The 25,645-nt window shown below is 63.0% G+C and carries 29 protein-coding genes; 15 read left to right on the forward strand and 14 right to left on the reverse strand.

What is annotated here, in order from left to right:
• Window positions 1-51: 51 nt before the first annotated feature.
• The 3 genes from EB231_RS09405 (at window position 52) to EB231_RS09415 (ending at window position 3,093) form a co-directional block, all read left to right on the forward strand.
• Window positions 52-585, forward strand: a complete 534-nt coding sequence (locus EB231_RS09405; protein ID WP_172348564.1) for a DUF934 domain-containing protein — start codon at window positions 52-54, stop codon at window positions 583-585.
• 96 nt (window positions 586-681) lie between these two features.
• On the forward strand, window positions 682-2,289 hold the full coding sequence (locus tag EB231_RS09410) for a GMC family oxidoreductase (RefSeq protein ID WP_172348565.1): 1,608 nt from the start codon (window positions 682-684) through the stop codon (window positions 2,287-2,289).
• A 183-nt stretch (window positions 2,290-2,472) separates the two neighbouring features.
• Window positions 2,473-3,093, forward strand: a complete 621-nt coding sequence (locus tag EB231_RS09415; RefSeq protein ID WP_140772059.1) for a DJ-1/PfpI family protein — start codon at window positions 2,473-2,475, stop codon at window positions 3,091-3,093.
• A 126-nt stretch (window positions 3,094-3,219) separates the two neighbouring features.
• Here EB231_RS09415 and EB231_RS09420 read toward each other — a convergent pair whose 3' ends face one another.
• Together EB231_RS09420 and EB231_RS09425 are read right to left on the reverse strand one after the other, a co-directional pair.
• Window positions 3,220-4,242 carry a fatty acid desaturase gene (locus tag EB231_RS09420; protein WP_172348566.1) on the reverse strand — a complete coding sequence of 341 codons (1,023 nt, stop codon included), beginning with the start codon at window positions 4,240-4,242 and terminating at the stop codon, window positions 3,220-3,222.
• Between the two features lie 136 nt (window positions 4,243-4,378).
• Entirely contained in the window at window positions 4,379-4,579 is a 201-nt protein-coding gene (locus tag EB231_RS09425; RefSeq protein ID WP_172348567.1) for a hypothetical protein, read from the reverse strand.
• 227 nt (window positions 4,580-4,806) lie between these two features.
• Between EB231_RS09425 and grpE the strand changes: the two genes are divergently transcribed.
• Both grpE and EB231_RS09435 read left to right on the forward strand, forming a co-directional pair.
• Window positions 4,807-5,439 (forward strand): nucleotide exchange factor GrpE, encoded by a 633-nt coding sequence (gene grpE, locus EB231_RS09430; RefSeq protein ID WP_172348568.1) that lies wholly within the window; start codon window positions 4,807-4,809, stop codon window positions 5,437-5,439.
• A 113-nt stretch (window positions 5,440-5,552) separates the two neighbouring features.
• Window positions 5,553-6,185, forward strand: coding sequence for a trimeric intracellular cation channel family protein (locus EB231_RS09435; protein WP_056577809.1), 633 nt, complete (start codon window positions 5,553-5,555; stop codon window positions 6,183-6,185).
• A 78-nt stretch (window positions 6,186-6,263) separates the two neighbouring features.
• Here EB231_RS09435 and EB231_RS09440 read toward each other — a convergent pair whose 3' ends face one another.
• From EB231_RS09440 to EB231_RS09465, 6 genes are all read right to left on the reverse strand, one after another.
• On the reverse strand, window positions 6,264-7,151 hold the full coding sequence (locus tag EB231_RS09440; protein WP_172348569.1) for a GNAT family N-acetyltransferase: 888 nt from the start codon (window positions 7,149-7,151) through the stop codon (window positions 6,264-6,266).
• A gap of 274 nt (window positions 7,152-7,425) precedes the next feature.
• Window positions 7,426-9,714, reverse strand: coding sequence for a PAS domain-containing hybrid sensor histidine kinase/response regulator (locus EB231_RS09445; protein WP_172348570.1), 2,289 nt, complete (start codon window positions 9,712-9,714; stop codon window positions 7,426-7,428).
• Window positions 9,715-9,858: 144 nt separating this feature from the next.
• On the reverse strand, window positions 9,859-10,848 hold the full coding sequence (gene acuI, locus EB231_RS09450) for an acrylyl-CoA reductase (NADPH) (RefSeq protein WP_172348571.1): 990 nt from the start codon (window positions 10,846-10,848) through the stop codon (window positions 9,859-9,861).
• A 57-nt stretch (window positions 10,849-10,905) separates the two neighbouring features.
• On the reverse strand, window positions 10,906-11,403 hold the full coding sequence (lspA, locus tag EB231_RS09455) for a signal peptidase II (RefSeq protein WP_172348572.1): 498 nt from the start codon (window positions 11,401-11,403) through the stop codon (window positions 10,906-10,908).
• Between the two features lie 13 nt (window positions 11,404-11,416).
• Entirely contained in the window at window positions 11,417-12,274 is an 858-nt protein-coding gene (locus EB231_RS09460; RefSeq protein WP_140772048.1) for a TrmH family RNA methyltransferase, read from the reverse strand.
• Between the two features lie 17 nt (window positions 12,275-12,291).
• Window positions 12,292-13,377 (reverse strand): class I SAM-dependent rRNA methyltransferase, encoded by a 1,086-nt coding sequence (locus EB231_RS09465; protein WP_172348573.1) that lies wholly within the window; start codon window positions 13,375-13,377, stop codon window positions 12,292-12,294.
• A gap of 135 nt (window positions 13,378-13,512) precedes the next feature.
• On the opposite strand from EB231_RS09465, the gene EB231_RS09470 reads away from it, so the two are divergent.
• The 3 genes from EB231_RS09470 to EB231_RS09480 all read left to right on the forward strand — a co-directional run bounded on the left by EB231_RS09470 (window position 13,513) and on the right by EB231_RS09480 (window position 15,090).
• On the forward strand, window positions 13,513-14,202 hold the full coding sequence (locus EB231_RS09470; protein WP_172348574.1) for a helix-turn-helix transcriptional regulator: 690 nt from the start codon (window positions 13,513-13,515) through the stop codon (window positions 14,200-14,202).
• A gap of 73 nt (window positions 14,203-14,275) precedes the next feature.
• Window positions 14,276-14,656: a VOC family protein gene (locus EB231_RS09475; protein ID WP_172348575.1), complete on the forward strand. Its 381-nt coding sequence runs from the start codon at window positions 14,276-14,278 to the stop codon at window positions 14,654-14,656.
• A complete protein-coding gene (locus EB231_RS09480; protein ID WP_172348576.1) occupies window positions 14,653-15,090 on the forward strand; it encodes an EVE domain-containing protein in 438 nt (145 codons plus the stop codon). The genes EB231_RS09475 and EB231_RS09480 overlap by 4 nt, the downstream gene beginning before the upstream one ends.
• Here the strand turns inward: EB231_RS09480 and EB231_RS09485 are convergent.
• The 4 genes from EB231_RS09485 to sppA all read right to left on the reverse strand — a co-directional run bounded on the left by EB231_RS09485 (window position 15,087) and on the right by sppA (window position 17,845).
• A complete protein-coding gene (locus EB231_RS09485) occupies window positions 15,087-16,052 on the reverse strand; it encodes an ornithine cyclodeaminase family protein (protein WP_172348577.1) in 966 nt (321 codons plus the stop codon). The genes EB231_RS09480 and EB231_RS09485 overlap by 4 nt on opposite strands.
• A 37-nt stretch (window positions 16,053-16,089) precedes the next feature.
• A complete protein-coding gene (locus tag EB231_RS09490; RefSeq protein ID WP_172348578.1) occupies window positions 16,090-16,470 on the reverse strand; it encodes a DUF1049 domain-containing protein in 381 nt (126 codons plus the stop codon).
• A 53-nt stretch (window positions 16,471-16,523) separates the two neighbouring features.
• Entirely contained in the window at window positions 16,524-16,808 is a 285-nt protein-coding gene (locus EB231_RS09495; RefSeq protein WP_006200394.1) for an integration host factor subunit beta, read from the reverse strand.
• Window positions 16,809-16,888: 80 nt separating this feature from the next.
• The gene (gene sppA / locus EB231_RS09500; protein WP_140772037.1) at window positions 16,889-17,845 is read right to left on the reverse strand and encodes a signal peptide peptidase SppA; all 957 of its coding nucleotides are present in this window, start codon (window positions 17,843-17,845) and stop codon (window positions 16,889-16,891) included.
• 335 nt (window positions 17,846-18,180) lie between these two features.
• On the opposite strand from sppA, the gene lptC reads away from it, so the two are divergent.
• The 6 genes from lptC to ptsN all read left to right on the forward strand — a co-directional run bounded on the left by lptC (window position 18,181) and on the right by ptsN (window position 23,549).
• Window positions 18,181-18,894: an LPS export ABC transporter periplasmic protein LptC gene (lptC, locus tag EB231_RS09505; RefSeq protein ID WP_172348579.1), complete on the forward strand. Its 714-nt coding sequence runs from the start codon at window positions 18,181-18,183 to the stop codon at window positions 18,892-18,894.
• Complete coding sequence (locus EB231_RS09510) at window positions 18,881-19,471, forward strand: LptA/OstA family protein (RefSeq protein ID WP_172348580.1); 591 nt, start codon at window positions 18,881-18,883, stop codon at window positions 19,469-19,471. The genes lptC and EB231_RS09510 overlap by 14 nt, the downstream gene beginning before the upstream one ends.
• Window positions 19,471-20,289, forward strand: a complete 819-nt coding sequence (gene lptB, locus EB231_RS09515) for an LPS export ABC transporter ATP-binding protein (protein ID WP_172348581.1) — start codon at window positions 19,471-19,473, stop codon at window positions 20,287-20,289. Before EB231_RS09510 ends, lptB begins: the two co-directional genes overlap by 1 nt.
• 260 nt (window positions 20,290-20,549) lie before the next feature.
• The gene (rpoN, locus tag EB231_RS09520; protein WP_172348582.1) at window positions 20,550-22,076 is read left to right on the forward strand and encodes an RNA polymerase factor sigma-54; all 1,527 of its coding nucleotides are present in this window, start codon (window positions 20,550-20,552) and stop codon (window positions 22,074-22,076) included.
• Window positions 22,077-22,443: 367 nt separating this feature from the next.
• Window positions 22,444-23,028, forward strand: coding sequence for a ribosome hibernation-promoting factor, HPF/YfiA family (hpf, locus tag EB231_RS09525; protein ID WP_027043252.1), 585 nt, complete (start codon window positions 22,444-22,446; stop codon window positions 23,026-23,028).
• Between the two features lie 56 nt (window positions 23,029-23,084).
• Window positions 23,085-23,549 (forward strand): PTS IIA-like nitrogen regulatory protein PtsN, encoded by a 465-nt coding sequence (gene ptsN / locus EB231_RS09530; protein ID WP_172348583.1) that lies wholly within the window; start codon window positions 23,085-23,087, stop codon window positions 23,547-23,549.
• A gap of 80 nt (window positions 23,550-23,629) precedes the next feature.
• Here ptsN and EB231_RS09535 read toward each other — a convergent pair whose 3' ends face one another.
• Complete coding sequence (locus EB231_RS09535; protein ID WP_172348584.1) at window positions 23,630-23,884, reverse strand: BQ00720 family protein; 255 nt, start codon at window positions 23,882-23,884, stop codon at window positions 23,630-23,632.
• A gap of 63 nt (window positions 23,885-23,947) precedes the next feature.
• Window positions 23,948-24,373, reverse strand: a complete 426-nt coding sequence (locus EB231_RS09540) for an Hsp20 family protein (RefSeq protein ID WP_023760739.1) — start codon at window positions 24,371-24,373, stop codon at window positions 23,948-23,950.
• A 315-nt stretch (window positions 24,374-24,688) separates the two neighbouring features.
• Between EB231_RS09540 and EB231_RS09545 the strand changes: the two genes are divergently transcribed.
• Window positions 24,689-25,633, forward strand: coding sequence for a nucleoside hydrolase (locus tag EB231_RS09545; protein WP_172348585.1), 945 nt, complete (start codon window positions 24,689-24,691; stop codon window positions 25,631-25,633).
• Window positions 25,634-25,645 lie beyond the last annotated feature (12 nt).

Raw genomic sequence — 25,645 nt, forward strand, 5'->3', positions numbered from 1 at the left:
TGGCTTGAGTCTCAACACATCCTTGGCTCGTTTGAATATTAGGAATTCTTGATGACCGAAACGACGACACCGGAGATCCGGCTCTGGACCCCGGAGGGGTTTCGCGAGGACGAGTGGGCTCACGCCGAGAATGCGGACGCGCTTTCCGGCAATGGCCGCTTCATCCTGCCGCTGCAGGCATTCCTCGACCTTGATCCCGAGGTGCGCCGGTCCGCCAAGGAGCGGCTCGGTGTCGTGTTGCAGCCAGGCGATCAGCTCGAGAAGATCGCCGACCTGCTCGACCAGCTGTCGCTGGTGGCGCTGGTCTTCCCGGCCTTCAGCGATGGGCGCTCCTTCTCCAAGGCCGAGTTGCTGCGCAGCCGCTATCATTTCGAAGGTGCCGTTCGCGCCACCGGCCAGGTGCTGGTCGACCCTTTGCCGCATATGCTGCGGCTCGGTTTCGACGAGTTCGAGATCTCGAATCCCGTGCTGCTGGAACGCCTGGAAGAAGGCCGCACCGGCGGGCTGGGCCTTTACTATCAGCCAACCGCGGTGCCGGAGCCCAAGGGCCCGAAATATTCCTGGCGGCGCCTTCGCAACAGCTGACGTTGGGGGAATTCCACACCTCTTTACATAGGCCGTAATCGAGCTTTCTCTTGGTCATCCGGACGGAAACATCCGCCGGGTGCGAGGGAGGACGTCATGGATTTCGACTATGTCATCGCCGGTGGTGGGTCCGCCGGCTGCACGCTTGCCGCGCGGCTGTCCGAAGATCCATCGAAAACGGTCTGCCTGATCGAGGCCGGCGGCGCGGGCAGCAACCTTCTTGTCCGCGCGCCGGCAGGCATCATCGCCTTGTTGCCGGGCCGGCCGAAGATCAACAACTGGGCGTTCGAGACGGTGCCGCAGCAGGGGCTTGGCGGCCGCAAGGGCTACCAGCCGCGCGGCAAGGCGCTGGGCGGATCCAGCGCCATCAATGCCATGCTCTATACGCGCGGGCACCGCGGCGACTATGACGAATGGGCCGACCTCGGCTGCGACGGCTGGTCATGGGACGAGGTGCTGCCCTATTTCCGGCGGGCCGAAGGCAATCAACGCGGCGCTGATGCCCTGCATGGTGGTGACGGCCCGCTGCGTGTTGCCGAGCAGCAAGAGCCACGCCCGCTCTCCCGGGCCTTTGTCGAGGCCTGCGGCGAAAACCAGATCCGCCGCAACGATGATTTCAACGGGGTCGAACAGGAAGGTGCCGGACTTTATCAGGTGACGCAATTCTGGGGCGAACGCCGCAATGGCGAGCGCTGCTCGGCGGCCGCTGCCTATCTGCAGCCGGCCATGAACAGGTCGAACCTTACCGTCATCACTGGAGCGCATGCCACGGCGCTCATCCTCGACGGCAAGCGCGCCACCGGCGTGCGGTATCGAGCGGGGAAGAGCGAAGCCGTCGCGAAAGCCAGGCGCGAGGTGATCGTCTGTGGTGGCGCCTTCGGTTCACCTCAGCTCTTGTTGCTGTCGGGCATTGGCCCGGCTGCCGAACTCGCCATGCACGGTATTCCGGTCATCCATGAACTGCCCGGTGTTGGCAAGAACCTGCAAGACCACCTGGATTTCATCATGGGCTGGACGTCCAAGGATGCCGACATGATGGGCATCGGCCTGCGCGGCCTACCTGGCCTGCTGCGGCACATTCTGCGCTGGCGGAAAGATGGGGGCGGGATGATCGCCACGCCCTATGCCGAAGGCGGCGCCTTCCTCAAATCCGATCCGGCGATAGAACGGCCCGACCTGCAACTGCATTTCTGTATCGCGATCGTCGATGATCACGGCCGCAAGCTGCATATGGGATATGGCTTTTCCTGCCATGTCTGCGTGCTGCGGCCGCATTCGCGCGGTGAGGTGGGGCTGTCGACTCATGATCCCATGGCACCACCGCGCATCGATCCGCGCTTTCTTTCGGACGAACGCGACGCCGAGCTTTTGCTCAAGGGGGCCAGGATGATGCGCCGTATCCTGGAGGCACCGGCGCTGGCCAGATATCGCCACAAGGAGATCTACACCGCCGGTGTTTCGAGCGACGCGGAGTTGATGTCCCACATCCGTGCCCGCGCCGACACGATCTATCACCCGGCCGGCTCTTGCAAGATGGGCGTCGACGAGATGGCGGTGGTCGATCCGCAATTGCGGGTGCGCGGACTACAGGGGTTGCGGGTCGTCGACGCCTCGGTGATGCCGACGCTGATCGGCGGCAATACCAACGCGCCGACCATCATGATCGCTGAAAAAGCGGCGGATATGATCAGAGCAGCCGCTTGACTCCGGTCTTGCCCGACCCGTGATACTGTTTTTGTGCGCCATGAAGGGCCGCTCCGCCTCCGGGAAAGAAAACTGGTCGTACCAATTGTGCGATTTGCGCTTTTCCTTTTGTCGTCCTGCCCTTAGGATAAGTCTATTATTTCGCGGCCCGAAATAAATAAGGCTACAAGGGAGGAACCGGGAATGGCTGGCAAGAAAATATTGATGCTCGTTGGCGAGTTCAGCGAGGAGTATGAGATCTTCGTCTTTGAACAGGCCATGCATGCCGTCGGCCACACCGTGCATGTCGTCTGTCCGGACAAGAAGGCCGGCGATGTGCTGAAGACTTCGCTGCATGACTTCGAGGGCCACCAGACCTACACGGAAAAGCCCGGCCACGACTACATCCTCAACAAGACGTTTTCCGAGGTGGATCCGGCCAAGTACGACGCTGTCTACGCAGCGGGCGGACGCGGTCCCGAATACATCCGCATCGACAAGCGCGTGCAGGCTCTGGTGAGGCATTTCCACGAGGCCGGCAAACCGATCTTCACCATCTGCCATGGCGTGCAGATCCTGATTGCTGTCGACGGCGTGGTGCGGGGCAGGGAAGTCGCGGCACTGCACTATTGTGAGCCGGAGGTGACGCTGGCCGGCGGCATTTACATCGATGTCGCGCCGACCGGTGCCCATGTCGATGGCAATCTCGTTTCAGCCAAGGGCTGGCCGGGCCTGTCCAACTTCATCCGCGAATGCTTGAAGGTGCTGGGCACCGAGATCCGCCACGGCGAGATCCTGATGCGCGACGAGCGCCAAGCAGCCTGATCAGGCAATCGACCGCCGCGCGCCGTCGCGTGGCGGTCCTGCTATTTCTGGCTATTTTCTGGTTTTGACGCTATTCCCAAGGGAAAGCGGCCACGGGAAAACCGTTTCACACTTTCCTGGAATTGTTTAGGCAGAGGCTCGGGCCTCACGGAACGACACCAGTTTGCGGCGGTTTTCGTCCCACAATGCCAGTTTGACGCAGCGCAGGCTGTCGAGCAGCGTGACGCGGCCAATGCCGCGCAGTTCCGGATAATCCCGCAAAACTTCCTGCAGTCGGTAGCCCGGCACCTTGGCTGAGAGGTGATGGACGTGGTGGACGCCGATATTGCCGGTGAACCAGTTCAGCACCGGCGGCAGGTCGTAATAGGACGAGCCATGCAGGGCGGCATGCTGGAATTCCCAATCGTCATCCTTTGCCCATTCCGTCTCCTCGAACTGGTGCTGGACATAGAACAGCCAGATGCCGGCCGAGCCGGCGAGAACGACGATCGGCAGATGGACCACTAGGAACGCACCGGGGCCGAAGGCCCAGATAAGCAGGGCCGCCGCAAGCGCGATGGCGAGATTGGTGGTCATGGATGATACCCAGGGCGTCAAGCCGCCGCGCATCATGCCGACGGGCAGCCTCTGCGAAAAGATGAACAGCCAGATCGGTCCCAGACCGAACATCACCAGCGGGTGACGATAGAGACGATAGCCAAGGCGCCCGCGCCAGGACAATCGGCGGTATTCGGCAACGGTCAGCGTCAGGATGTCGCCCATGCCGCGCTCGTCGAGATTGCCAGCGCTGGCATGATGGGTCGCGTGGGCGCGCCGCCAGCAATCGTAGGGCGTCAGCGTCAGGACGCCGAGCGCGCGGCCGATCCAGTCGTCAGCATAGCGGTTGGCGAAGAAGGAGCCATGGCCGCAATCGTGCTGGATCATGAAGATACGCACCAGGAACCCGGCCGCCGGAAGGATCAGGATCAGCCCCCACCAATGGCCGTAGGCATAAGCGGCCGCGGACATGGCCCAGAGCGTGGCGAAAGGAATGAGGGTGATCGCGAGTTCGATGGCGCTGCGCCGCCGGTCCGGCTTCTTGTAGCGCGCCAGAATCTTCAGCCAGGCCCGCTTGCTGTTGGCGGCCGCGTCGGGGGAAATCATGTTCATCAGGAAGCATAGACGGAAGCGCTCCCCTCCCGCAAGATGACAATCACGCGAAATTACTGTGTGTAATTGTCGCGCGACATACCATCTCGGCATGGTTCTTTCAAATCCCGCAACGCCGGGAGACTGGGGCAGGTGGCTATCGGCGGCCGCCACCAAGGCTGTTTCTCTCCAGCCGGTCCAGCCGGTCAAGCAACTCGCTAAATCGGCTAGGAATGTCGGCTTCGGTGCGAAAAGCCGGCAAGGTGCGCAGAAAGCGTGTCATCGCCTCGGCACCGAACTGGCGCCTGACTTCGGTGGCGAGCTTTTCTCCTTTTTCTGCCTTGTCGCGAGTCATCATTTCAAAATCCTGTGTCGGCTTCGAAACTCCTCCAGCAAGGGAATGGTTCCCGTATCACGCCTCTGTGGCAAGCGAAGCCGGCAGGTAAGGTAAAGTTTGAATTAAAATCGAAGTAATGCGATTGGTCACGGTTCAGGCCGGTCCGGTGGCTTACCCCTTGATTTTTGGCCGCCAAACCTCGATATCGGGCACAAAATCCATACCATTCGAGATGACGGGAAACGGCGATGAGCGACCAGGCAAAAGACGAACGCGCGCCCAGTGAAGTCGAGGCGGCAGAGGCCAATGCCAAACGCACTGAAGGCAGTATCGACGGCGATTACGAAGCGCTTGTGCGGCTGCTGAAGGAAAATGAAGAGCTCAAGGACCGCGCGCTGCGCGTCGCGGCCGAGATGGAGAATCTGCGCCGCCGCACCGCCCGCGACGTGCACGACGCGCGCACCTATGCGGTTGCGAATTTCGCCCGCGACATGCTGTCGGTGTCGGACAATCTGCGCCGCGCACTGGACGCCATTCCCGCCGAGGCTAAGGCGTCGGGTGACGCCGGCTTCAAGGCGCTCATCGAAGGCGTCGACCTGACCGAGCGCGCCATGCTGTCGGCGCTGGAACGGCACGGGGTCAAGAAACTCGCGCCTGAAGGCGAGAAATTCGATCCCAATTTCCACCAGGCAATGTTCGAAGTGCCCAATCCCGACGTTCCGGCCAATACGGTGGTCCAGGTCGTGCAGCCGGGCTATTCGATCGGCGAACGGGTGCTGCGCCCGGCCATGGTCGGCGTCGCCAAAGGCGGCCCGAAAATCGCCGCCGAGGCGCCGGTCGAGCCGGGGCCGGTGAATGAGCAGGCGGAGAAAGATGCTTAGTAAGGCCGTAGAGCAGTAGGGCAGGGAACACTGGGGGCCGTATCAATCGTCTGGCTTCGTGTTATCTATAATACATACTGTGCCCTATCCCCTTACTCCCTACTGCCTCAGCCATGCATCCCATCGCCCTTCTCGACTATGCCGGCGTTGCCGTTTTCGCGGCGACCGGGGCGTTGGCTGCGTCGCGCAAGCAACTCGACATTATCGGTTTCCTGTTCCTGGCCAGCGTCACCGGCATTGGGGGCGGCACGTTTCGCGACCTCATCCTCAATGTGCCGGTCTTCTGGGTGGGAAATCGTGACTATGTACTCATCTGCGCTGTCGTTGCGGTCTTGGTCTTCTTCACCGGGCACCGTGTCGAATCCCGCTACAAGCTGCTGCTGTGGCTCGACGCCATCGGGCTGGCCGCCTTTTCGGTGATGGGCGCGGCGAGAGGCCTGGCAATCACCGGTTCGCCTGTGGTTTCGATCATCACCGGTATGCTGACCGCGACCTTTGGCGGCATATTGCGCGATCTCCTGGCCGGTGAGCCTTCCGTGCTGCTGCGGCCGGAAATCTACGTCACGGCGGCCTTGGCCGGCGCCGCCATCTTCACTCTGGGCGATGTCGCCGGATTGCCGCAGATTGTTTCGGGGTTGGCCGGCTTTGTCGTGGCGCTTGCCGTGCGCGGTGGCGCGCTGCGTTTTGGCTGGTCGTTTCCGTCGTACAGGAGCCGGCCGGGAAGGCGGCCGGAGGATATTCCATGAAAAGGAAACGAGTAGAGAATAGGGAGCAGCCAATAGGGATGACAGCCCGCAGGATTGCGGCGTAGCTCTCGCTATTCGCTATGCCGCGAAACGCTGCGCTTCTCCGCCATAGTAGTTGACGTAGCGGGCGCCGATCTCCTTGACCGGCATAACCACGAACACGTCAACCGTCGAGAATTCACGGTCGACGACGCAGCCGTCGCCGATGCGGGCGCCGACCCTCAGATAGCCCTTGACCAGAGGCGGCATCGCCGCGATCGCCGCCTTGGCGCTGACCGCCTCGATCGGCATCAGGTCCATGGAGCAATAGCGCCCGGATACCGCGCGCACATCCCAGGCCGAGTTGGTGCGGCAGTGATGGGCGAGATAGGTGAGCGCCTCGGCGTGTGCGGCCGGTACTGTGCCGTGGAACGAAGCGCAGCCGGTCATCACGCCGATTTCGTAGTGATTGATGTAGGCCCAGATGCCTTGCCACAGCGCCTCGATGGTGCGCTTCGAGCGGTATTCAGGCAAAACACAGGAACGGCCGAGTTCGAGAAAACGCTGGCCGGGATGGCGGGCGATGAGCTTGGTCAGCTCGAATTCGCCTTCGGAATAAAAGCCTCCGGCAGCGGCCGCGATTTCTTGCCGCAGCAGCCGGTAGGTGCCGACGATGCGGCGATGCTCGGGGCCGGAAATCGAGTTGTCGAAGACAAGCAGATGATCGCAGAGCGGATCGAACCGATCCGCGTCACGGCGGTCCTGCGCCTGGAACAGATCCTTCCTGGCGCCAAGCTCATCATAGAAAACCCGATAGCGCACTTCCTGCGCGGCCGCGATCTCGGCCTCGTTGCGGGCAAGCCGCACTTCGAGATTGCCGATACGGCCAAGCGCTGCGCCTTTTATGACGGAATCGACATTACGTCCGGCAAGCAAGGCGCTGCTGGCGTTCGGCCGAGTGTCACATTCCGGCATAACTGTATGCACGAGTGATTCTCCTTCGAGCCATCCCTCTTGGCACGGGGATACGGTGTAGGTGCAACAGGATTGTGACAGTACCGTGATACGGCGTCGCGGGCAATACTTCGTCGGCTGGCGAAAACGGTCAACCGGCTACGTTAGATGAGAAGACATGAAGCGTGTCGCGTCCAGGTGGGGCGCGGCGACGCGCTTCATGCTCCCTGTTTCCATGCATGTCCTCCCAGCGAAACCAGGGGTCACTTTTGGTTGACATGCATTGGCCGCGCGCCAGAAAACCGGTTCAAGCGGCGACCTGGCCCTCGACGGCGTTGACCAGCGCATCGGGGTCGAGCGGCTTGGTGACAAAGCCGCTGGCGCCGTGGGCGAGCACCGCATGGCGGGTCTTTTCCTGGCTGTCGGCCGACAGCACCATGATCGGCACCGGCGGGACCGACGTTTCCTCCTCATGGCGGCGTATCGCGGCAATCGCGTCCAGCCCATCCATGACAGGCATGTGCAGGTCCATCAGCACCACGTCGAAGCGATGCTTGTGCCCGGCGCTGGTGACGGCCTCGACGGCGGCCTTGCCATTGCCGACCACCTTGACGCGGTGTCCTGCCTTCAACAGCGTGGCGCGGGCCAGCATGGCATTGATGTCGTTGTCCTCGGCGATTAGCACGGACAGGCCCTGCTGTCGGTCAATCGGGGTGCGAAGCGCCGGGGCGCGGCACTTTTTCGGCTGTGGCTGCGCAAGCGCCGGTGCATGGCTGGTCAAAAGGACACGCAAAAGTGTTCCTCCGCGCACCGGCCGGGCAAGGAACGTCGCGTAGCCACTGGCGCGGAACTCGCCAAGCATGCCGCGGTCCGTCGGCGCTATCAGCGTGACGGCTTCGCAATCGGAAAAGCCGCTTAGGCGCAGCCGCTTGAGCAGCCTCCCGTCGCTCTCTTCCATGGCCGCGTCGACCAGGAGCACGTCACAGCCGTCGGCCAGGGACGCGGCCTGCGCCACGGTGGCGGCGATACCGGCCGTGCCGCCGTTGGCGCGGATGGTGCGGGCGATGGCGTCGGCCTCGACGGCGTTCCTGGACAGGATCACCGCATGCCTGCCGGCAAGCGCATCCTGCCGGCCCTGCGGCGCGTCGGTGGCTTCCGTGGCCGGGATTTCGAAGACGAAGTCCGACCCTTGGCCAAGCCGGCTGGAGACCGAAATCGTGCCGCCCATGGCAGTCACCAGGCGCTTGGAGATGGCAAGTCCCAGTCCCGCCCCGCCATGCGTGCGCGTGGAGGTGCCGTCCGCCTGCTCGAACTCCTCGAAAATGCGCTCCATGTCCTCGTCGCGCAGGCCGGGACCGGTATCGGCGATGGTGAAGCAGATGCGATCGCTGGTCTCGGTGCGGGCGCGCGCGATGCTGACCAGCACGCCGCCGCTGTCGGTGAACTTGATGGCGTTTCCGATGAGGTTGAGCAACACCTGCCTGACCCGGCCCGGGTCGGCGGTGATCATCTGCGGGACATCCGGCTCGACGTGACAGCCGAGGCCGATATCCTTGGCGAAGGCGCGCGCGGCGAGCAATTCGATAATGTTGTCGGCGATCTCGCGCACCGACATCGGCTGCGGTTCCGGATCGAAGCGACCGGCCTCGATCTTGGAATAGTCGAGCAGGTCCTCGATCAGGGCGAGCAAGGCACTGGCCGAGGTCGAGATGGCGCCGACATAGGTCTGCTGCTCCGGCGACAGGCTGGTGTCGGCGAGCAGCCTGGCCATGCCCATGATGCCGTTCATCGGCGTGCGGATTTCATGGCTGACGGTGGCGAGAAAGCGCGATTTCGCCTGGCTTGCGAATTCGGCTCTTTCGCGCGCGGTGATCAGCGAGGATTCGGCGCGCTTGCGGGCTGTGATGTCGCGAGCGATGGCGCGATGCGAAACCGCGCCGCTGTCCTTGTCGCGCACCGACAGTTCGATCCACGAGAACCAGCGCGATCCGCCCGGCGTGCGGATGGCGACATCGGTGGAGCTCAGGCACTCGTGATCGGAGAAGGCGGCATCGGGAACGATGCCGACCTCGATGCCGAGTTCGGCCAGGGTCTTGCCGGCAAGATCGCGATGATCCGCTTCGACGAGATCGGCGAACACCTTGTTGGCGTAGACGATATTGCCGTCGCGATCGCGATGGATGACGAGATCGCCAAGCGCGTCGATGAGACCGCGAAAGCGCTCCTCGCTTTCCTGCATTTCCCACATGCGGTCGGCCAGCGTCTCGATCTCGGCGCGGCTACGGGCGGTGGTCTCGTCCAGCAGCACCACGGTGCGATGGACACTGCGTCTGGCATGCAGATGCAGCGCAAGGCCGGCGAGGCCGGTTGCCAGCAATGCGAGGCTGATGAAGATCGGCGCCCCGGTCAGATGCGCAAGGCCGGCCAGTATCACGATGGCAACGAAGGTGAGCAGCGGCAGTCCTTCCCGCCTGGCCAATTGCTGCTCGGGCACCAGCGGCGGCGCGGCGATAAAGCGCCGCGCCGCCGGCGGCGCGGCAACCGCATCGACGTCGTCGCCCTTGCTTGCCTGCTGGCTGTCGGATTCCGCGATCATGCGAAACCCTTGCCAGACAGAGATTATGGAAAATTGCGGCGGATCGTTCGAATTTTAGCGGATAGGGCGTTTTTGCCCCGGTAGCGGCGGATTTGCCACCGGATATGGCAATTCCGTCCGCTGCCTGCGACCGGCCAGGCAGGTCTACATGTCGACGACGACGCGACCGCGGATCTTGCCGTCGACGATGTCACGCGCGGCATCGATGATGCCGTCGAAGCCGATAGTCGTGGACAGGCTGGCGAGCTTCTCCAGGTCGAGATCTGCGCCGATACGCCGCCAGGCCTCCAGCCGCACAGCCTTCGGTGCCATCACCGAATCGATGCCAAGCAGCGAGACGCCGCGCAGGATGAAGGGGGCGACGCTCGACGGCAGATCCATGCCGCCGGCCAGGCCGCAGGCCGCCACGGCGCCGCCATAGGAGGTCATCGACAGGACGTTGGCCAGCGTATGGCTGCCGACCGAATCGATGCCGCCGGCCCAGCGCTCCTTGGCCAGCGGCTTGGCGGGCTGGCTGAGCTCGTCACGCGAAATCACCTCGGCGGCGCCGAGGTTGATCAGATAAGGGCTTTCGGCATTGCGGCCGGTCGATGCAATGACATGGTAACCGAGGCTGGACAGGATGGAGACCGCGACCGAACCGACGCCGCCAGCGGCACCCGTCACCACAACCGGGCCGCGGTCGGGAAGGATGCCGTGCCGCTCCAGCGCCATGACGCAGAGCATGGCGGTATAACCGGCGGTGCCGACCGCCATCGCGTCGTGCGCGCTGATGCCATCCGGCAGCGGCACCAGCCAGTCGCCCTTGACGCGGGCGCGCCCGGCATAGGCGCCGAAATGCGTTTCGCCGACGCCCCAGCCGTTCAGGATGACCTTGTCTCCCTTGCGCCAGTCGGGATTGGAGGACGAAATCACTGTTCCGGCAAGATCGATGCCCGGCACCAGGGGCCAGCGGCGGACCACCGGCGCCTTGCCGGTGATGGCCAACCCGTCCTTGTAGTTCACCGTCGTCGCCTCGACCGCGACGGTGACGTCGCCTTCCATCAGGTCGGCTTCGGTGAGATCCGTCACGGCGACCGACTGTTTCTTGTCGGCGTCGCGCGAGATGAGGATGGCTTTGAAGGTTTCGGACATCTTTTTCTCCGCGAGCTTGCTTGTCGGTCTGGACTGTGCGGCGACGGCCGCGCGGGGTCAATCTTTGGAAGGCTTGGCGTTCGAAGGCTTGGGCTCGCGCCGCCAGCCGATGAGCTCGTCGAAGACGACCAGTGCCGCGCCCACGGAAATGAAGGCGTCCGCGAGATTGAAGACGGCAAAGGACCAGACCGGCGTGTGGAATAGGATGTAATCGATGACGTGGCCGTAGACGGCGCGGTCGATCAGATTGCCCAGAGCGCCACCGATGATCAGGGCGAATCCGGTGCGGGCGATGACATGGGCCGATGGCGTGAGGGTGGCGAGGTAGAGCACGAAGGCAACGACCAGTACGGCGATGACCACCAGGCCGGTGTCGCCGAAGGAGGAAAACATCGAAAAGGCGATGCCGGTGTTGTAGGTGCGAAACAGCGCCAGGAACGGCAGCAGATCGACTTTTTCCTGAAAGGGCAGGCCGGTCTCGACCAGATGCTTTATCCACTGATCGAGCGCTATGGCCGCGACGATGAGCAGCGCGTAGGGGGACCATGATCTCACGGGCTGGCAACCTTCATTGCTGGTCGGCGATTGGCTCGAGCTTCAGCGCGCCGCGCCGGATCTCGAACAGCATGATGCCGGTGGCGACGGCGAGATTGAGCGAATCGGCACGGCCTGCTTGCGGGATCCTGAGCAATCGGTCGCAACTCGCCGCCAGGCTTTCGGGCAGGCCCTGCTGCTCATTGCCCATCATCAGCAGAACCGGCCCACGGGAAAAATCGACCGAGCGGTAATCGACGGCACCCTTCAGATGCGTGCCGGCGACCAGGCCTGAAAAACCGCCGCGCCAGGCCAGGAAAGCCTCTGTCGTCGCCTTGGCCACCGGCACGGCGAAGATGGACCCCATGGTGGCACGCACCGTTTCCACGGAAAACGGATCGGTGGTGTCGCCGACCAGGATGATGCCCTTGGCGCCGACGGCATCGACGGTGCGGATGACGGTGCCGAGATTACCGGGATCGCGCACCCTGTCGAGCGCCACCCAGACGTCGCCATTGTCGGCGCGGATGTCCTTCAGGGCCAGGAATTTCTGCGAGAAGACGCCGACCACCATTTGCGGATTGTCACGGCGGGTGATGGCGACAAGCACCTTTTCCGACACTTCGAGCACTGTGCCGCCGGCGGCAACCGTGCGTGCCGCGACCTTTTCCACAGCCGCATTGCCGCGCCCTGCCTTGGCGAACACAAGCGTCCTGATCTGCCAGCCAAGGTCGAGCGCATCGATGACCAGTTTCAGCCCCTCGGCCATGAAGGCGTTCTGCTGGTCGCGGAATTTCTTCAGGGCGAGCGCCTTGATGTCCTTGACAAGCGGGTTGGCGAGGCTGGTGACTTCCTTCACCTGGCCGGGTGCGCCTGCGTGCCGCTCGTTCATTCAGGACTCCGGGGCATTCAGGCCACCCAACGCGAAAACAATGAGGTCGAAAGCGCTCTGCCGGCGGACTTTTCACGGATGATCAACTCGCCCGATTCAACCTTGCCGCCCATGCCGGCAAAAGTGTCGCGCATCAAAGCGTGGATGGCGAAGAAGGAGGCGCGGATCGAATAGGCGGTCAGCACCACGGCAAGCGGTTTCGGCGTCAGGATCGCGCGGCAGAGATCGGTGAGCGCCGGCAGATCCTCGAACAATTGCCAGACCTCGCCCTTGGGGCCGCGGCCATAGGCTGGCGGATCGAAAAGCACGATATCGTAGCGGCTGCCGCGGCGCTCCTCGCGCTCGGCGAATTTCACCGCATCGTCGACGATCCAGCGGATCGGCTTGTTGCCGAGTCCGGCCATTTCCTGGTTTTCACGCGCCCAGCCGATCGCCTTTTTCGAGGCATCGACATGGGTGACCTCGGCGCCGGCGCGGGCCGCCACCAAGGAGGCAAGACCGGTGTAGCCGAACAGGTTCAGTACCTTCACCGGTCGCCTGGCCGCCGCGATCAGCCCGGCCATGTGGTCCCAGTGCGAGGCCTGTTCGGGAAACACGCCGACATGGCGAAACGAGGTGAAACGGCCGAGATAGTCGATGCCATCATGCTTCATCGGCCAGGTCTCGCCAAGCGGCGTCCTGGGGAAACGCCAGCGGCCTATGCCTTCCTCGTCGGTGTCGCCGGTGAAGATGGCGTCGGCACGTTCCCAGTCCCTGGCCGGCAGGGCCTTCTGCCAGATCGCCTGCCCCTCGGGCCGCACGATGCGGTAGGGGCCGTATTGTTCAAGTTTCTGGCCGGCACCGCTGTCGAGCAGCGCATAATCGGCATTCGGCGCCACTTCGAGGATGAGCGGAAGCTGCTCGGCCGGCAGGACGCCGTCACGACGGGCAAGGATGCGCGGCGCCGATTTCGGCGCGGGCTGGCTCTCCGCTTTCAAGTCACGCGCTTCGCGCGGTCTGGCGTCCGGCCGCGCCGCGCCACGTGCCTCGTGCGGACGCACTTCTCCGGTTCCGCCTTTGGCGGGCGGGCGGCTGTCGCGGCGTTTGTCGCGAAAAGACTTCAAGCGGGGGCATCTCCGAGCGGCGTGCCGCTTTTGGCATAGGGCAACCAGCTTCGCAACCAAGTCCGCCGCTGCCACCTCTCCTGTTCATGTCGGTCAGAGATGGACCGATGTCAAAGAAACAGGCAAATCTGCTGGATGTCCCGCTCCGAACGCCTCCTCGACCTCATCCAGTGCTTGCGCCGACACCGCCGGCCGGTGAGCGGACAGGCGCTGGCCGATGAGCTCGGGATTTCCATTCGAACGCTGTACCGCGACATCGCCACGCTGCAGGGGCAGGGCGCGCCGATCGAGGGGGAGGCAGGCCTGGGCTATGTGCTCAAGCCCGGCTTCATGCTGCCGCCGCTGATGTTCAGCGACGACGAGATCGAGGCGATCGTGCTAGGCTCGCGCTGGGTCGCCAAGCAGCCGGACCAGCGCCTCTCGGCCGCAGCCGCCAATGCGCAGGCCAAGATCGCGGCCGTGCTGCCGGATGATTTGCGTGAGGATCTCGACGCCTCCACCCTGCTGGTCGGGCCGACGGCGCACGCCATGGAGGGCATTGATCTCGGCACGGTGCGGCAGGCCATCCGCAACGAGCGAAAACTCGGCTTTCTCTACCGCGACGCCGGCGGTGTGGCCTCGCAACGTGTCGTCTGGCCATTCGCGCTCGGTTTCTTCGACAAGGTGCGGGTGGTGGTGGCGTGGTGCGAGATGCGGCAGGATTTCCGGCATTTTCGCACCGATCGCATATCCGGCCTCAACCCCATCGATACGCGCTATCCGCGCCGCCGCCAGGTGCTGCTCATGGAATGGCGGGCGACGCTCGACAAGCCGCGCGGGTCATGAGGCTACTGCCAGAATCTGACAGTAGCCTATTCTAGGTTCGGCGCATCGAAACGCTGGACCGCGGAGAGTACACATGACCACCCCGAATCTCGTCATCCTCTATGTCGACCAGCCGCTGCGAAGCGGTGCCTTCTACAGCGCGCTGCTTGGTCGCGAGCCGGTCGAAAGCGCGCCGACCTTCGTGCTGTTCGTGCTCGACAACGGCTTCAAGCTCGGCCTCTGGTCGCGTCATACCGTGGAGCCGGCGGCGAAAGCGGCGGGTGGCGGCGCTGAGATCGTGTTTGCACTGGAGGCGCCGGAAGCGGTCGACGCCATCCATGCCGAGTGGTCGGGGCGTGGCTTGAAGATCCTGCAGGCGCCGACCGACATGGATTTCGGCCGCACTTTCGTTGCGCTCGATCCCGACAATCACCGCTTGCGTGTCTACTGGCTTTCGGATGGGGAACAAAAATGAGCGCGTACTGGATCGCAGTGGCGTCGGCGGAACATGTCCGGCGCGGCCGCAGGGACGGCTTCATGCAGGTCAATCATGGCAAGGCAGCGCCGTTGCGTCGTGTCAAGCCCGGCGATGGTGTCATCTACTATTCGCCGACCACCGTTTTGGGCGAAAAGGACGGTCTGCAGGCTTTCACCGCAATCGGCACCGTGCGGGAAGGAGAGCCCTATCAAGGCGAAATGGGCGGCGGCTTCACGCCGTTCCGCCGCGACGTCGAGTGGATGGCGGCTGAAGAAGCGCCGATCAAGCCGCTGCTCGACCGGCTGGACTTCACCGCCGGCAAGGCGAACTGGGGATATCAGCTGCGCTTCGGCCTGTTCGAGGTCACCGATCACGATTTTCGTCTGATCGCCGATGCGATGGGTGCCGAAATGCGGAGGACGATGAGCTAGGCCTTCAGCGCGTTATAAACGGCAATGCCAGCGGCAAGGTCCTCCAGTGCCGCGCCAACCGACTTGAACAGCGTGATCTCGTCAGGGCTCCCGCGGCCTTTCCTCTGGCCGCGCGCTAGTTCGTGCAAATCGGCGACGATGGCGTCCGGCTTCAGCAGGCCGGAGGCCAGTGGCTGGACGATGTCGCCGGCTTCCTTGGTGGCGCCGGCGCGGGTGTCGACATAGACCCGGGCACGGGCGATCGCGTCATCATCGCTTTCGCGCATTGTCGGGGTGAAGCCGCCGACCAGGTCGACATGGGTTCCAGGCCGTAGCAGCGCGCCCTTGATCAGCGGCGTGGTGGTGATTGTCGCCGAGGAGACGATGTCGGCCTGGCCAAGCTCGGCATCAAGGTCGGTCGCGGCGCTGGCGGCGAAGCCTTCGGCGCACAAATCGGCCGCGACTTTCTCAGCGTTGGCGGGGGTGCGGTTCCAGATGCGGATGCTTTTTATCGGCCGCACCGCCGAATGCGCCCTGGCGAGGAACGGCGACAGGGCGCCAGCACCGATCACAAGCAGCCGCGAGGCATCGTCGCGGGCGAGGTAGGACGCCGCCAGTGCCGAAGCACAAGCCGTGCGCCACTGAGTCAGGCGCTGGCCGTCGACCACGGCTTCCGGTTCGCCGGTGCTGCCGTTGAGCAGGAGATAGAGCCCCATCACGGCGGGCTTGCCGATGGCGTTGTTGTCGGGTGAGACGGTGACGATCTTGACGCCGATATGGCCACCGGAAGACGTGCCGGCGGCGTTGAAATCGGTCCATGCCGGCATCAGCAGCAGGGTCGAGGCCTCGCCGTCGGGCCGTTCGACCGCGTGATGATGCCTGACGGGCTGTACCGCCCCGTCACGGAAAGCCGCGCGCAACGTCTCGACCAGTCCGGGAAAGGTCAGCGCACGGTCGACCTTGGCGGCCGAAATGGTCAGCATGAAAAGCTCCGTGGAAGGAAAGGCGCCGGCAGGCCGTTCAATTGGTCGGCTTTGGCAATGCCGAACCTTGGGCCGAACCTTGGGCCGATCCCTGGGCTGAGCCCTGGAGCGGTCCCTGTGCTGCCGACGGAGCGCGACTGACCGCCTGCCGCAGGTTTTCCGCCTCGACGCCGCGCTGGCGCGCCAGCTTGCGGTAGCGGCCCTGCTTGACCCAGGTTGCCAGGCTGCCGACGATCATGCCGATGGCGAGCGCCAGGAACAGGAAAATGAACAGCGGCAAGGTGAGCGTCAGCTTCGGATTGCCGGGATTGAAAGGGTCCAGCGTGAAGGCAACGAGTTCGCGGTTGGCGACGGCAAGCGCGATCAGGATGATCGCCAGGGGCACGAAGACCACGATGAGCATGAAGCGATTGAGCATGATTTCTTCCGTGCAAGTTGGCCGGATAAGGCCGTCTGGCGCTGACGCCGCGCCTACTTGCCGCCGTTCAGCCTTTCGCGCAGTTCCTTGCCGGTCTTGAAGAACGGCACCCATTTCTCCTCGACCTCGACGGATTCGCCGGTGCGCGGGTTGCGGCCGGTGCGGGCGGGGCGGTTTTTCACCGAAAAGGCACCGAAGCCGCGCAGCTCGACCCGGTTGCCTTCGGCAAGGGCGTCGGTGATCTCATCGAAGATCGCGCCGACGATGTTTTCGACGTCGCGCAGGAAAAGATGCGGATTGCGCGTGGCAATAATCTGCACAAGTTCGGACTTGATCATCAGACGGGTCCCCGTGAAAGCAGTTCGGTCAAAATTATGAGGATGATTTTATTGGCTTTTTTAGCTGTCCCAAACGGCGCTCAAGGGTGCCAGACGGAAACGAGGCCGTCAAGAAACAAGCGGTCGGCACCAAGTTCGTGGATGACATCACCGCTGTAATCCGGCAGGCCGAGGGCGCTGCCGATCGTTTTCACCATGGCTTTTGACCACAGGAAACTGCCGCGCCGTTCCGTGTCCTTCCACTCGACCACCTTAAGCTTGGCGTCGACACCCTTGGTCGCCAGCCAGTTGATCGCCTCGGTCTCCCCACCGACGGCGTCGATCAATCCGTTGGAAACACCCTGGCGGCCGGTGAAGATCGATCCGTCGGCGAGCGCCAGCGCCTGTTCGTGCGTCATCTTGCGGCGCTCGGCGACGATGCCGACAAACCAGTCGTAGCTGTCGAGGATAAGCTTGCGGACCATGGCGCGCTCGTCGTCATTGGTCGGCTTGAAGGGAGAGGGGGAAGCCTTGAGCGGCGAGGATTTCACTTCCTCCAGCTTGACGCCGAGCTTGTCCATCAGGCCGCTGACGTCAGGGTACTGGATCAGCACGCCGATCGAGCCGACGATCGAGGTCTTGCGGGCTACGATGTGGTCGGCCGCACTGGCAATCATATAGCCCGCCGATGCGGCGAGCGTGCCGACTTCCGCCACCACCGGCTTGTCGGCGGCCAGCTTGCGCACTTCCTCGTAGATCGATTCACCACCGACGGTGGTGCCGCCGGGTGAATCAATCGCAAGGATCACGCCTTTCACTTTCGACGACTCGCGGATGTTCTCCAGCCGCTTGATCAGTTCCTCGTCCTCGGTGATGGTGCCTTCGATCCTGACCTTGGCGATATGGTCGACGGCCGAGCCGCCGAGATCGTCGCCGTAGAGCCAGGCCGACAGCGCAATCACCCCAAGTGCCACGATGCCGATGGCCACAACACGCCAGAATGTCAGCTTGCGCCGCAAGCGGCGGCGGTCGATCAGGTCGTCGGCTCTCAATGCCATGGTCAGCCTCACAGTCGGCGGGAAGAGACGCTTTTAGACCATGATGTCCTTATCGGGAAGCAGTTCCGTCTTCGGCAATCCCGACGCTGTCTGTTTTGTGACTGGCCTGCGCAGGGGACGCAAGGTAAGGGGAGAGACGGCAGTGATGAAAAAACGGCGCAAGGACGTGCATTTCTGCTATGACGTATCGGTTGTTGTGCTGACCTCGTTTTCGTTTGTACAACCACAGTTGTCACATTTTTGCGGTTTTCGTGGGCTTGTGCTTGCTTGAAGGCGCCGGCCCCCCACCTATAGGCGGTGCTCCCTGGCGGGCAGGGGTCTAGAAGAAAGCAGTCATGTTAGCGCGATCGAATGAATCGACCAGCCCCGAGATGGAGTTGGCTCCCCCGGCGGATGGCTGGACGCGGGGCGAGGCGTTCGACCGCGCCCAGCGTCATTCGCGCCGCGTGCGCGTGCTCAAATTCGCCGTGCCCCTGGCCGCGGCGCTGATCGCCGTCGCCTTCCCGGTCTATTCCTATCTGGCCGCACCCGTCTCCGTCGCGGTGCAGGCGGACGGCACCGCTTTTTCCAACGGCAAGCTGGTGATGGCCAATCCCAAGCTCAACGGGTTCACCAAGCAGAAGCAGCCCTATTCCATGACGGCCCTGCGGGCAATACAGGACGTCAGCACACAAGGCATCATCGAGCTCGAAGGCATAGACGCCAAAGTACCGGTCGGGCCCGACAATGTGGCGGCGGTCAAAGCGTCGCGCGGTACCTACGATCGCGACGGCAACACGATGAAGTTGAACAGCGACGTCGTGATCACCACGACCGACGGCATGCAAGCCAAGTTCAAATCGGTCTTCCTCGACATGGGCAAAGGCACTATGAAGACGGATGATCCCGTCGATGTCAGCCGTGGCGGGTCACAGATCACAGCGAATTCCCTGACGGTCCAGGACAATGGCAAGGTCCTGGTGTTCGAGAACAGGGTGCGCGTCAACATCGATCCCGCCGCTCTGAAGGCGGCTGAGGCAAAGGGCGAAGAAGCGAATGTGGCTCAATAGTTCGACACGGCTTGCGGCCGCAACTTCGGCGCTGCTCCTGCTGGGCCTCGTGCCGTCGCTGGCACAGTCCGGTGCCACCAGTCAGGTGTCAGGCCTGAAACTGGCGGGCGACAAGCCGATCCAGATCGAAAGCGACAAGCTGGAAGTCCGGCAGGCCGAAAATGTCGCCATTTTCACGGGCAATGTCACCGTCGTCCAAGGGCCGACACTGATGAAGGCCGGCAAGATGATGGTCTATTACATCAAGGATCCCAATGCCGCTGCCAAGGGCACGGAAGCCGCCGGCGCGGCGATGACCGGCTCGGCCAACATCGATCATCTGGAGATCTCAGACAAGGTCTACATCAAGTCGGATCAGCAGGTCGCGACCGGCGATCAGGGCAGCTTCGACATGAAGAGCCAGGTGCTGGTGCTTTCGGGCAAAAAGGTCGTTCTGTCTCAGAACGACAACGTCCTGGTCGGCTGCAAGCTCACCGTGCAGATGAAAAGCGGGCTGGCCCAGGTTGATCCATGCGCTGGGCAACGTGTCCAGATGTCGATCACCCCGCCGCCGAAATCCGGAGCGACGAACCCCTGATGGCCAGCCTGTCATCGCTGACGGCGCGTCTTCCGGGGCGAACCGCAGGCAAGGTTTCGGCTCCGGCCACGATCACCGTCGACAAGACGAAGTTCAAGGGAACCTTGATCGCCAAGGGCCTGACCAAGAGCTACAAGGGCCGCAAGGTGGTCAGTGGCGTCACACTTGGCGTGCGTGCCGGCGAAGCCGTCGGGCTGCTCGGCCCCAACGGTGCCGGCAAGACGACCTGTTTCTACATGGTCACCGGCCTTGTGCCAGTGGATGAAGGCACGATCGAGATCGACGGCTTCGACGTGACCTCGATGCCGATGTACCGCCGCGCGCGTCTCGGTATCGGCTATCTGCCGCAGGAGGCGTCGATCTTCCGCGGCCTCAACGTCGAGCAGAATATCCGTGCCGTGCTCGAAGTGGTCGAAAAGGACCGCAAGGTGCGCGAGCGCAATCTCGACGAACTGCTCGAGGAGTTCCACATCAGCCATCTGCGCAAGGCGCCATCCATGTCGCTTTCCGGCGGCGAGAGGCGGCGCCTGGAGATCGCGCGTGCGCTGGCGACGCGCCCGGCCTACATGCTGCTCGACGAGCCCTTTGCCGGCATCGATCCGATCGCCGTCGCCGATATCCAGCAACTGGTTCGCCACCTGACGGCGCGCGGCATCGGTGTCCTCATCACCGACCATAATGTACGCGAGACGCTTGGCCTGATCGACCGCGCCTACATCATCCATGCGGGCCAGGTGCTGACCCATGGCCGCGCCGACGAAGTGGTGGCGAACCCGGATGTGCGGCGGCTCTATCTCGGCGAGGGTTTTACGCTCTGACTTTTCCACACAATTCCGGACGGGAAGCCCTGACGCTGTCTTCCGTCCGGAATTGCCTTGGGCGTGAAATTTGTTTCCTGACACGATTTTTTGCGCGCGACGGCCTGATTTTCGGCGATTTTGCTCCGGCATAACGCTCCGGTAAGCGGCTTTTGCTAGGCTTTGCCTTGACAAGCAAAAGCCGGGCCAGTTTCTATGGACGGCCGTGAAATTCATTTCCGGAAGTCCGGACGCGTAGAGGAGGCGTTTGAAACCAAACCATGGCGTTGGCGGCGAAACTACAGCTCCGACAGTCGCAGTCGCTGGTGATGACGCCGCAGCTGATGCAGTCGATTCGCCTGCTGCAGTTCACCCATGTCGAGCTCGAGCACTTCATCGACGAGGAAATCGAGCGCAACCCGCTTCTGGAGCGCGCCGAGCCGCAGGACGACGCCGCGAGCGACCAGGCGCAGAAGATCGACGCGGAGCCGCAAGCGGCCGCCGATGATGACTGGTTCGAGAAGGAGGCCGGATGGAGCGCCGAGGCGATTTCGGAAAAACTCGACACGTCGCTGGAAAACCTGTTTCCCGACGATCCCGGCACCAGTGAGCGGCTCGGGCCTGACCTGACCGCGCAATGGAAGTCGGCTTCGGGCAGTAGCGGCGGTTCGTCGTCCGAGGGGCTCGACGCCGGGGACATGGCGGCGAGCGCCATCACCTTGCGTGACCATGTTGGCGAGCAGGTGGCACTCGCCTTTGCCGATCCCGCGGCCCGGCTGATCGCGGGCGAACTCGCCGATGGCCTGGACGAGACCGGCTATGTCAGGGTCGATCTCGCGGAGATCGCCACGCGTCTGGGCACTGACGCTGCGAGCGTGGCCAAGGTGCTGGCGGTGTGCCAGTCTTTCGAACCAGCCGGCCTGTTCGCCCGTGACCTTGCCGAATGCCTCTCGCTGCAGCTTGCGGTGCGCGACCGCCTCGACCCGGCGATGAAGGCCCTGGTCGCCAATCTGGAGCTCCTGGCGCGGCGCGATTTCCAGACACTGAAGCGGATCTGCGGGGTCGACGAGGAGGATTTGCTCGACATGCTGGCCGAGATCCGGGCCCTCGATCCGCGCCCGGGCATGGCGTTTTCGGGCGGTGCGAGCGATGCCATCGTCGCCGATGTCGAGGTGCGCGCGGCCAATGACGGCAGCTGGACCGTCGAACTCAACGCCGAAACGCTGCCGCGCGTGCTGGTCGACCATATCTATTTCGCCCAGGTGTCGCCGCATGCGAAGAACCAGGCGGAAAAGGATTTCCTGGCGGAGTGCCTGCAAAACGCCAACTGGCTGACGCGCAGCCTGGACCAACGGGCAAAGACGATCCTCAAAGTGGCGTCGGAAATCGTGCGCCAGCAGGATGCCTTCCTGGTTCACGGCGTGCGCCAGCTGAAGCCGCTCAATTTGCGCACGGTGGCCGACGCCATCGGCATGCACGAATCGACCGTCAGCCGCGTCACCGCTAACAAATACATGCTGACCCCGCGCGGCGTTTTCGAGCTGCGCTATTTCTTCACCGCCTCGATCGCCGCGTCGGGCGGCGGCGACGCGCATTCCTCGGAAGCGGTGCGGGACCGCATCAAGCAACTGATCGACGAGGAGAAACCCGTCGACGTTCTGTCCGACGATGCGATCGTCGATATGCTCAGGGAAAGCGGCGTCGATATCGCCCGGCGTACGGTCGCAAAGTACCGGGAAGGCATGAATATTCCGTCTTCCGTGCAGCGCCGGCGCGAAAAGCGGGCGCTCGCCAGTGCCGGCCGCTAAGGCAATTCCTGGAAAAGTGTGAAGCGGTTTTCCCACAGGAATTGCGTCGGTACAAAGAGGTGAAGCGGTTCGGTGTTTCCGTGAAGCGATGGGCTGCTCCAAGCACTCCTGATTTTCCACAGCTTTCGAGCTTCATTGACAAGCCCTGGGGAAGTGGCTAGAAGCCCGCCCGCATGAGACGGGCCCGATGCCCGCTAGCGGATGGTCCGTCACGACAATGGCCTCGGGACGGTCAAAAGGCGGCTTGTGATCAACCGGAAAGTTCGGATTTAAATCGGCGCCAGTGACGCCGCAAAGCTTGTGCGCACGGACCACAAGTATAAACTCAGGCCAGTTTGAAGCCTGAGCAAGGAAGGTCAGTTTTCAGATGAATCTGCGCATATCGGGAAAACACATGGATATCGGCGATGCGTTCCGCACGCGCATCAACGATCGTGTCGGCGAGGCGATCGGCAAATATTTCGATCGCGGCTTCGCGGGACACGTCACCGTCATCAAATCGGGCTCGCGCTATTCGGCGGATTGCATGATCCGGCTGGATTCCGGCGCCTCGCTGCAGGCCACCGGCGACGCCCAGGATCCGACGCTCGCCTTCGAGGCCGCGGCCGACCGGCTGGAGACCCGGCTTCGGCGCTACAAGCGCCGTCTCAAATCGCACAATTCAGGCAATGGCAATGGCGAGTTGACCGACATCGCCTATACGGTGATGGCGCCGCTTGCCGATGACGATGAGGAAATTCCGGAGGATTTCGCGCCGGCCATCGTCGCCGAATCGACCATGACGCTGAAGACCATGTCGGTGGCCTCGGCGGTCATCGAGCTCGATACCAAGGACAGTCCGGTGTTCGTTTTCCGCAACGCCGGAACCGACCATCTCAATATCGTCTATCGCCGGCCCGACGGAAACATTGGCTGGATCGACCCGTCCACGACCAAGGTCGCGCAGGGATAAAAGCCAGCCGCACGAGGGGTGGGGACTGGCGACAGGCGAACAAGGGATTTTCAAGCATGGATCTGAGCGATCTTATCAGCGTTCCGGCGATTTTGCCGGCGTTGAAGGCGAACTCCAAGAAGCAGCTTCTGCAATTGCTGTCCGAACGGGCGGCGGCGATTTCGGGCATTCCGGAGAGGGAAGTGTTCGACACCATCCTGCAGCGCGAGCGGTTGGGTTCGACCGGCGTCGGCAACGGCATCGCCATTCCGCATGGTAAGCTCGCCGGCGTGAAGCGGATCGCCGGTGTCTTCGCCCGGTTGGAAACGCCGGTCGATTTCGAGGCGCTGGATGACCAGCCTGTCGATCTGGTGTTTCTGCTCCTGGCGCCGGAAGGGGCGGGCGCCGATCATCTCAAGGCCCTGTCGCGCATCGCCCGCGTGCTGCGCGACGCCGACACGGTTGCCAAGATCAGAGGGACGCGCGATGCCACGGCGATCCACGCGCTTTTGTCGGACACCCAGGCCTCGCACGCGGCCTGAAGCCATTTTTGAATGGAATCTCCAAGGGCCGCCGTGAGCGGCCCTTTTCTTTTCAGCAAATCGCCTTGGTGAATGGCGCTTTAGTGAATGGCGACGGTGGTCAGGTCGTTTTCCATGGCGCCGGCCAGTGCGCGGTCACGCGCATCGGAAAGCAGGATCGGCTGGCCGTTGGCGGCAAACAGCGCCCACAGTTCCAGGCCGGGCGCGATCTCGCCGAGATTCGGGAAGCGGCCGAGCAATTCGTCGCTCGAGACCTTGCGCAGATAAGCGACCGAGCCCTCGCCGAGATGGGCGAATTCGCCATTGGTCATGGTGATAGTTTCAGTTCTGGTCATTTCAAGCCTCCTTGGCGCGAGACGCCGCTCAAGGCCATCCCGCATGAGAGCCATCGGTGAAGATCAGTCTTTCACCGATATGTTTATTTTCCGTACCAGCCGTTCGGACTCCGGCCGATCGAGGTCGATCGACAAAAGGCCGTTCTTCAGCTCCGCCGCGATCACCCGCATGCCGTCGGCCAGCACGAAACAACGCTGGAACTGGCGCGCGGCGATGCCGCGATGAAGGAATTCGCGCTCGGTGTCGTCGGTCTGACGGCCGCGCACGACCAGCTGGTTTTCCTCCGTTGTGACATCGAGATCGCTTTCGGCGAAACCGGCGACGGCCAATGTGATGCGCAACCTCTCGGTCTTGCCGTCGGCGCCGCTGAGGCGTTCGATGTTGTAGGGAGGGTAGCTGTCACCGGATTTCGCCAAGCGTTCCAGAGTCTTTTCCATGGCGTCGAAGCCAAGGAGAAGCGGGCTGGAGAAAGGCGTCATTCGGCTCATGTTACACTGTCCTCTCAAGAGCGACATAAAGTGGAAAAACCCGGATGGCATTTTTCCCGATGGTCTTGATATGGTCCGCCCCGGGGCCAAGTTCAAGCCATCAAAAAGCCCGCCCAAAAAGACCACGTCGTGGACTCACAAGAATGATCGACATGGCGCTTGAAACGGCAAGCAGATGCAACGAGAAGCGCGACGGTCGGGATTATCTCCCCCGGTCGAGCGGTTCGACGTGGCAGCTCGCGGTCGCTGCGGCGCCCTTCGGATGTTTCGACCGGATTCATTCAAGTGCATGGCCTAGCCAAACAAGGAATTGAAATGCCGCAATCACGAAAGATCATCATCGACACGGACCCCGGCCAGGATGATGCCGTCGCCATTCTGCTGGCACTTGGCAGCAGCGAATTGGAGATCGTCGGCATCACTGCCGTTGCCGGCAACGTGCCGCTGAAGCTCACCGAGAAGAATGCCCGCAAGATATGCGAGCTGGCCGGCCGGCCCGATATCAAGGTCTATGCCGGGGCCATCCGCCCCCTGGCGCGCCAGCTGGTCACCGCCGAGGAAGTGCATGGCAAGACAGGCCTCAACGGGCCACAATTGCCCGAACCCAAGATGAAGCTGCAGGAGCAGTATGCCGTCGACTTCATCGTCGAGACGCTGATGAAGGAAGAGAGCGGCACTATCACGCTCTGCCCGCTCGGGCCGCTGACCAACATCGCGCTGGCGCTGATCCGCGAACCGCGCATCGCTCCGCGCATCAAGGAAATCGTGCTGATGGGCGGCGGCTTCTTTGAGGGCGGCAACGTCACTCCGGCGGCCGAATTCAACATCTATGTCGATCCACAGGCCGCCGATCTGGTGTTCAAGTCTGGCATCCCGATCGTGATGATGCCGCTCGACGTCACGCACAAGGCGCTGACCACCGCCAAGCGCACGCAGGCCTTTCGCAAGCTCGGCACCAAGGTCGGCACGGCTACCGCCGAGATGCTGGAATTCTTCGAACGCTACGATGAGGGCAAGTACGGCACCGATGGCGGCCCGCTGCACGATCCCTGTGTCATCGCCTATCTGTTGAAGCCGGACCTGTTCAAGGGCCGCAACTGCAGTGTCAGCGTGGAAACTACCTCGGAACTGACCATGGGCATGACCGTGATCGACTGGTGGGGTGTGACCAAGCGGGAAAAGAACGCCATGGTGATGCGCGACATCGACCATGATGGCTTCTTCGCCCTGTTGGTGGAGAGGCTGGGGCGGCTCAACTGACAGTCAGAGCAG

It is taken from the genome of Mesorhizobium sp. NZP2298 (assembly GCF_013170825.1).
In the GTDB taxonomy this organism is placed as follows: domain Bacteria; phylum Pseudomonadota; class Alphaproteobacteria; order Rhizobiales; family Rhizobiaceae; genus Mesorhizobium.

Coding starts and splice junctions, on each gene's coding strand:
- EB231_RS09405 (WP_172348564.1), top strand. CDS start 52: ATGACCGAAACGACGACACCGGAGATCCGGCTCTGGACCCCGGAGGGG.
- EB231_RS09410 (WP_172348565.1), top strand. CDS start 682: ATGGATTTCGACTATGTCATCGCCGGTGGTGGGTCCGCCGGCTGCACG.
- EB231_RS09415 (WP_140772059.1), top strand. CDS start 2,473: ATGGCTGGCAAGAAAATATTGATGCTCGTTGGCGAGTTCAGCGAGGAG.
- EB231_RS09420 (WP_172348566.1), bottom strand. CDS start 4,242: ATGAACATGATTTCCCCCGACGCGGCCGCCAACAGCAAGCGGGCCTGG.
- EB231_RS09425 (WP_172348567.1), bottom strand. CDS start 4,579: ATGATGACTCGCGACAAGGCAGAAAAAGGAGAAAAGCTCGCCACCGAA.
- grpE (WP_172348568.1), top strand. CDS start 4,807: ATGAGCGACCAGGCAAAAGACGAACGCGCGCCCAGTGAAGTCGAGGCG.
- EB231_RS09435 (WP_056577809.1), top strand. CDS start 5,553: ATGCATCCCATCGCCCTTCTCGACTATGCCGGCGTTGCCGTTTTCGCG.
- EB231_RS09445 (WP_172348570.1), bottom strand. CDS start 9,714: ATGATCGCGGAATCCGACAGCCAGCAGGCAAGCAAGGGCGACGACGTC.
- acuI (WP_172348571.1), bottom strand. CDS start 10,848: ATGTCCGAAACCTTCAAAGCCATCCTCATCTCGCGCGACGCCGACAAG.
- EB231_RS09460 (WP_140772048.1), bottom strand. CDS start 12,274: ATGAACGAGCGGCACGCAGGCGCACCCGGCCAGGTGAAGGAAGTCACC.
- EB231_RS09470 (WP_172348574.1), top strand. CDS start 13,513: ATGTCCCGCTCCGAACGCCTCCTCGACCTCATCCAGTGCTTGCGCCGA.
- EB231_RS09475 (WP_172348575.1), top strand. CDS start 14,276: ATGACCACCCCGAATCTCGTCATCCTCTATGTCGACCAGCCGCTGCGA.
- EB231_RS09480 (WP_172348576.1), top strand. CDS start 14,653: ATGAGCGCGTACTGGATCGCAGTGGCGTCGGCGGAACATGTCCGGCGC.
- EB231_RS09485 (WP_172348577.1), bottom strand. CDS start 16,052: ATGCTGACCATTTCGGCCGCCAAGGTCGACCGTGCGCTGACCTTTCCC.
- EB231_RS09490 (WP_172348578.1), bottom strand. CDS start 16,470: ATGCTCAATCGCTTCATGCTCATCGTGGTCTTCGTGCCCCTGGCGATC.
- EB231_RS09495 (WP_006200394.1), bottom strand. CDS start 16,808: ATGATCAAGTCCGAACTTGTGCAGATTATTGCCACGCGCAATCCGCAT.
- sppA (WP_140772037.1), bottom strand. CDS start 17,845: ATGGCATTGAGAGCCGACGACCTGATCGACCGCCGCCGCTTGCGGCGC.
- lptC (WP_172348579.1), top strand. CDS start 18,181: ATGTTAGCGCGATCGAATGAATCGACCAGCCCCGAGATGGAGTTGGCT.
- EB231_RS09510 (WP_172348580.1), top strand. CDS start 18,881: ATGTGGCTCAATAGTTCGACACGGCTTGCGGCCGCAACTTCGGCGCTG.
- lptB (WP_172348581.1), top strand. CDS start 19,471: ATGGCCAGCCTGTCATCGCTGACGGCGCGTCTTCCGGGGCGAACCGCA.
- rpoN (WP_172348582.1), top strand. CDS start 20,550: ATGGCGTTGGCGGCGAAACTACAGCTCCGACAGTCGCAGTCGCTGGTG.
- hpf (WP_027043252.1), top strand. CDS start 22,444: ATGAATCTGCGCATATCGGGAAAACACATGGATATCGGCGATGCGTTC.
- ptsN (WP_172348583.1), top strand. CDS start 23,085: ATGGATCTGAGCGATCTTATCAGCGTTCCGGCGATTTTGCCGGCGTTG.
- EB231_RS09535 (WP_172348584.1), bottom strand. CDS start 23,884: ATGACCAGAACTGAAACTATCACCATGACCAATGGCGAATTCGCCCAT.
- EB231_RS09540 (WP_023760739.1), bottom strand. CDS start 24,373: ATGAGCCGAATGACGCCTTTCTCCAGCCCGCTTCTCCTTGGCTTCGAC.
- EB231_RS09545 (WP_172348585.1), top strand. CDS start 24,689: ATGCCGCAATCACGAAAGATCATCATCGACACGGACCCCGGCCAGGAT.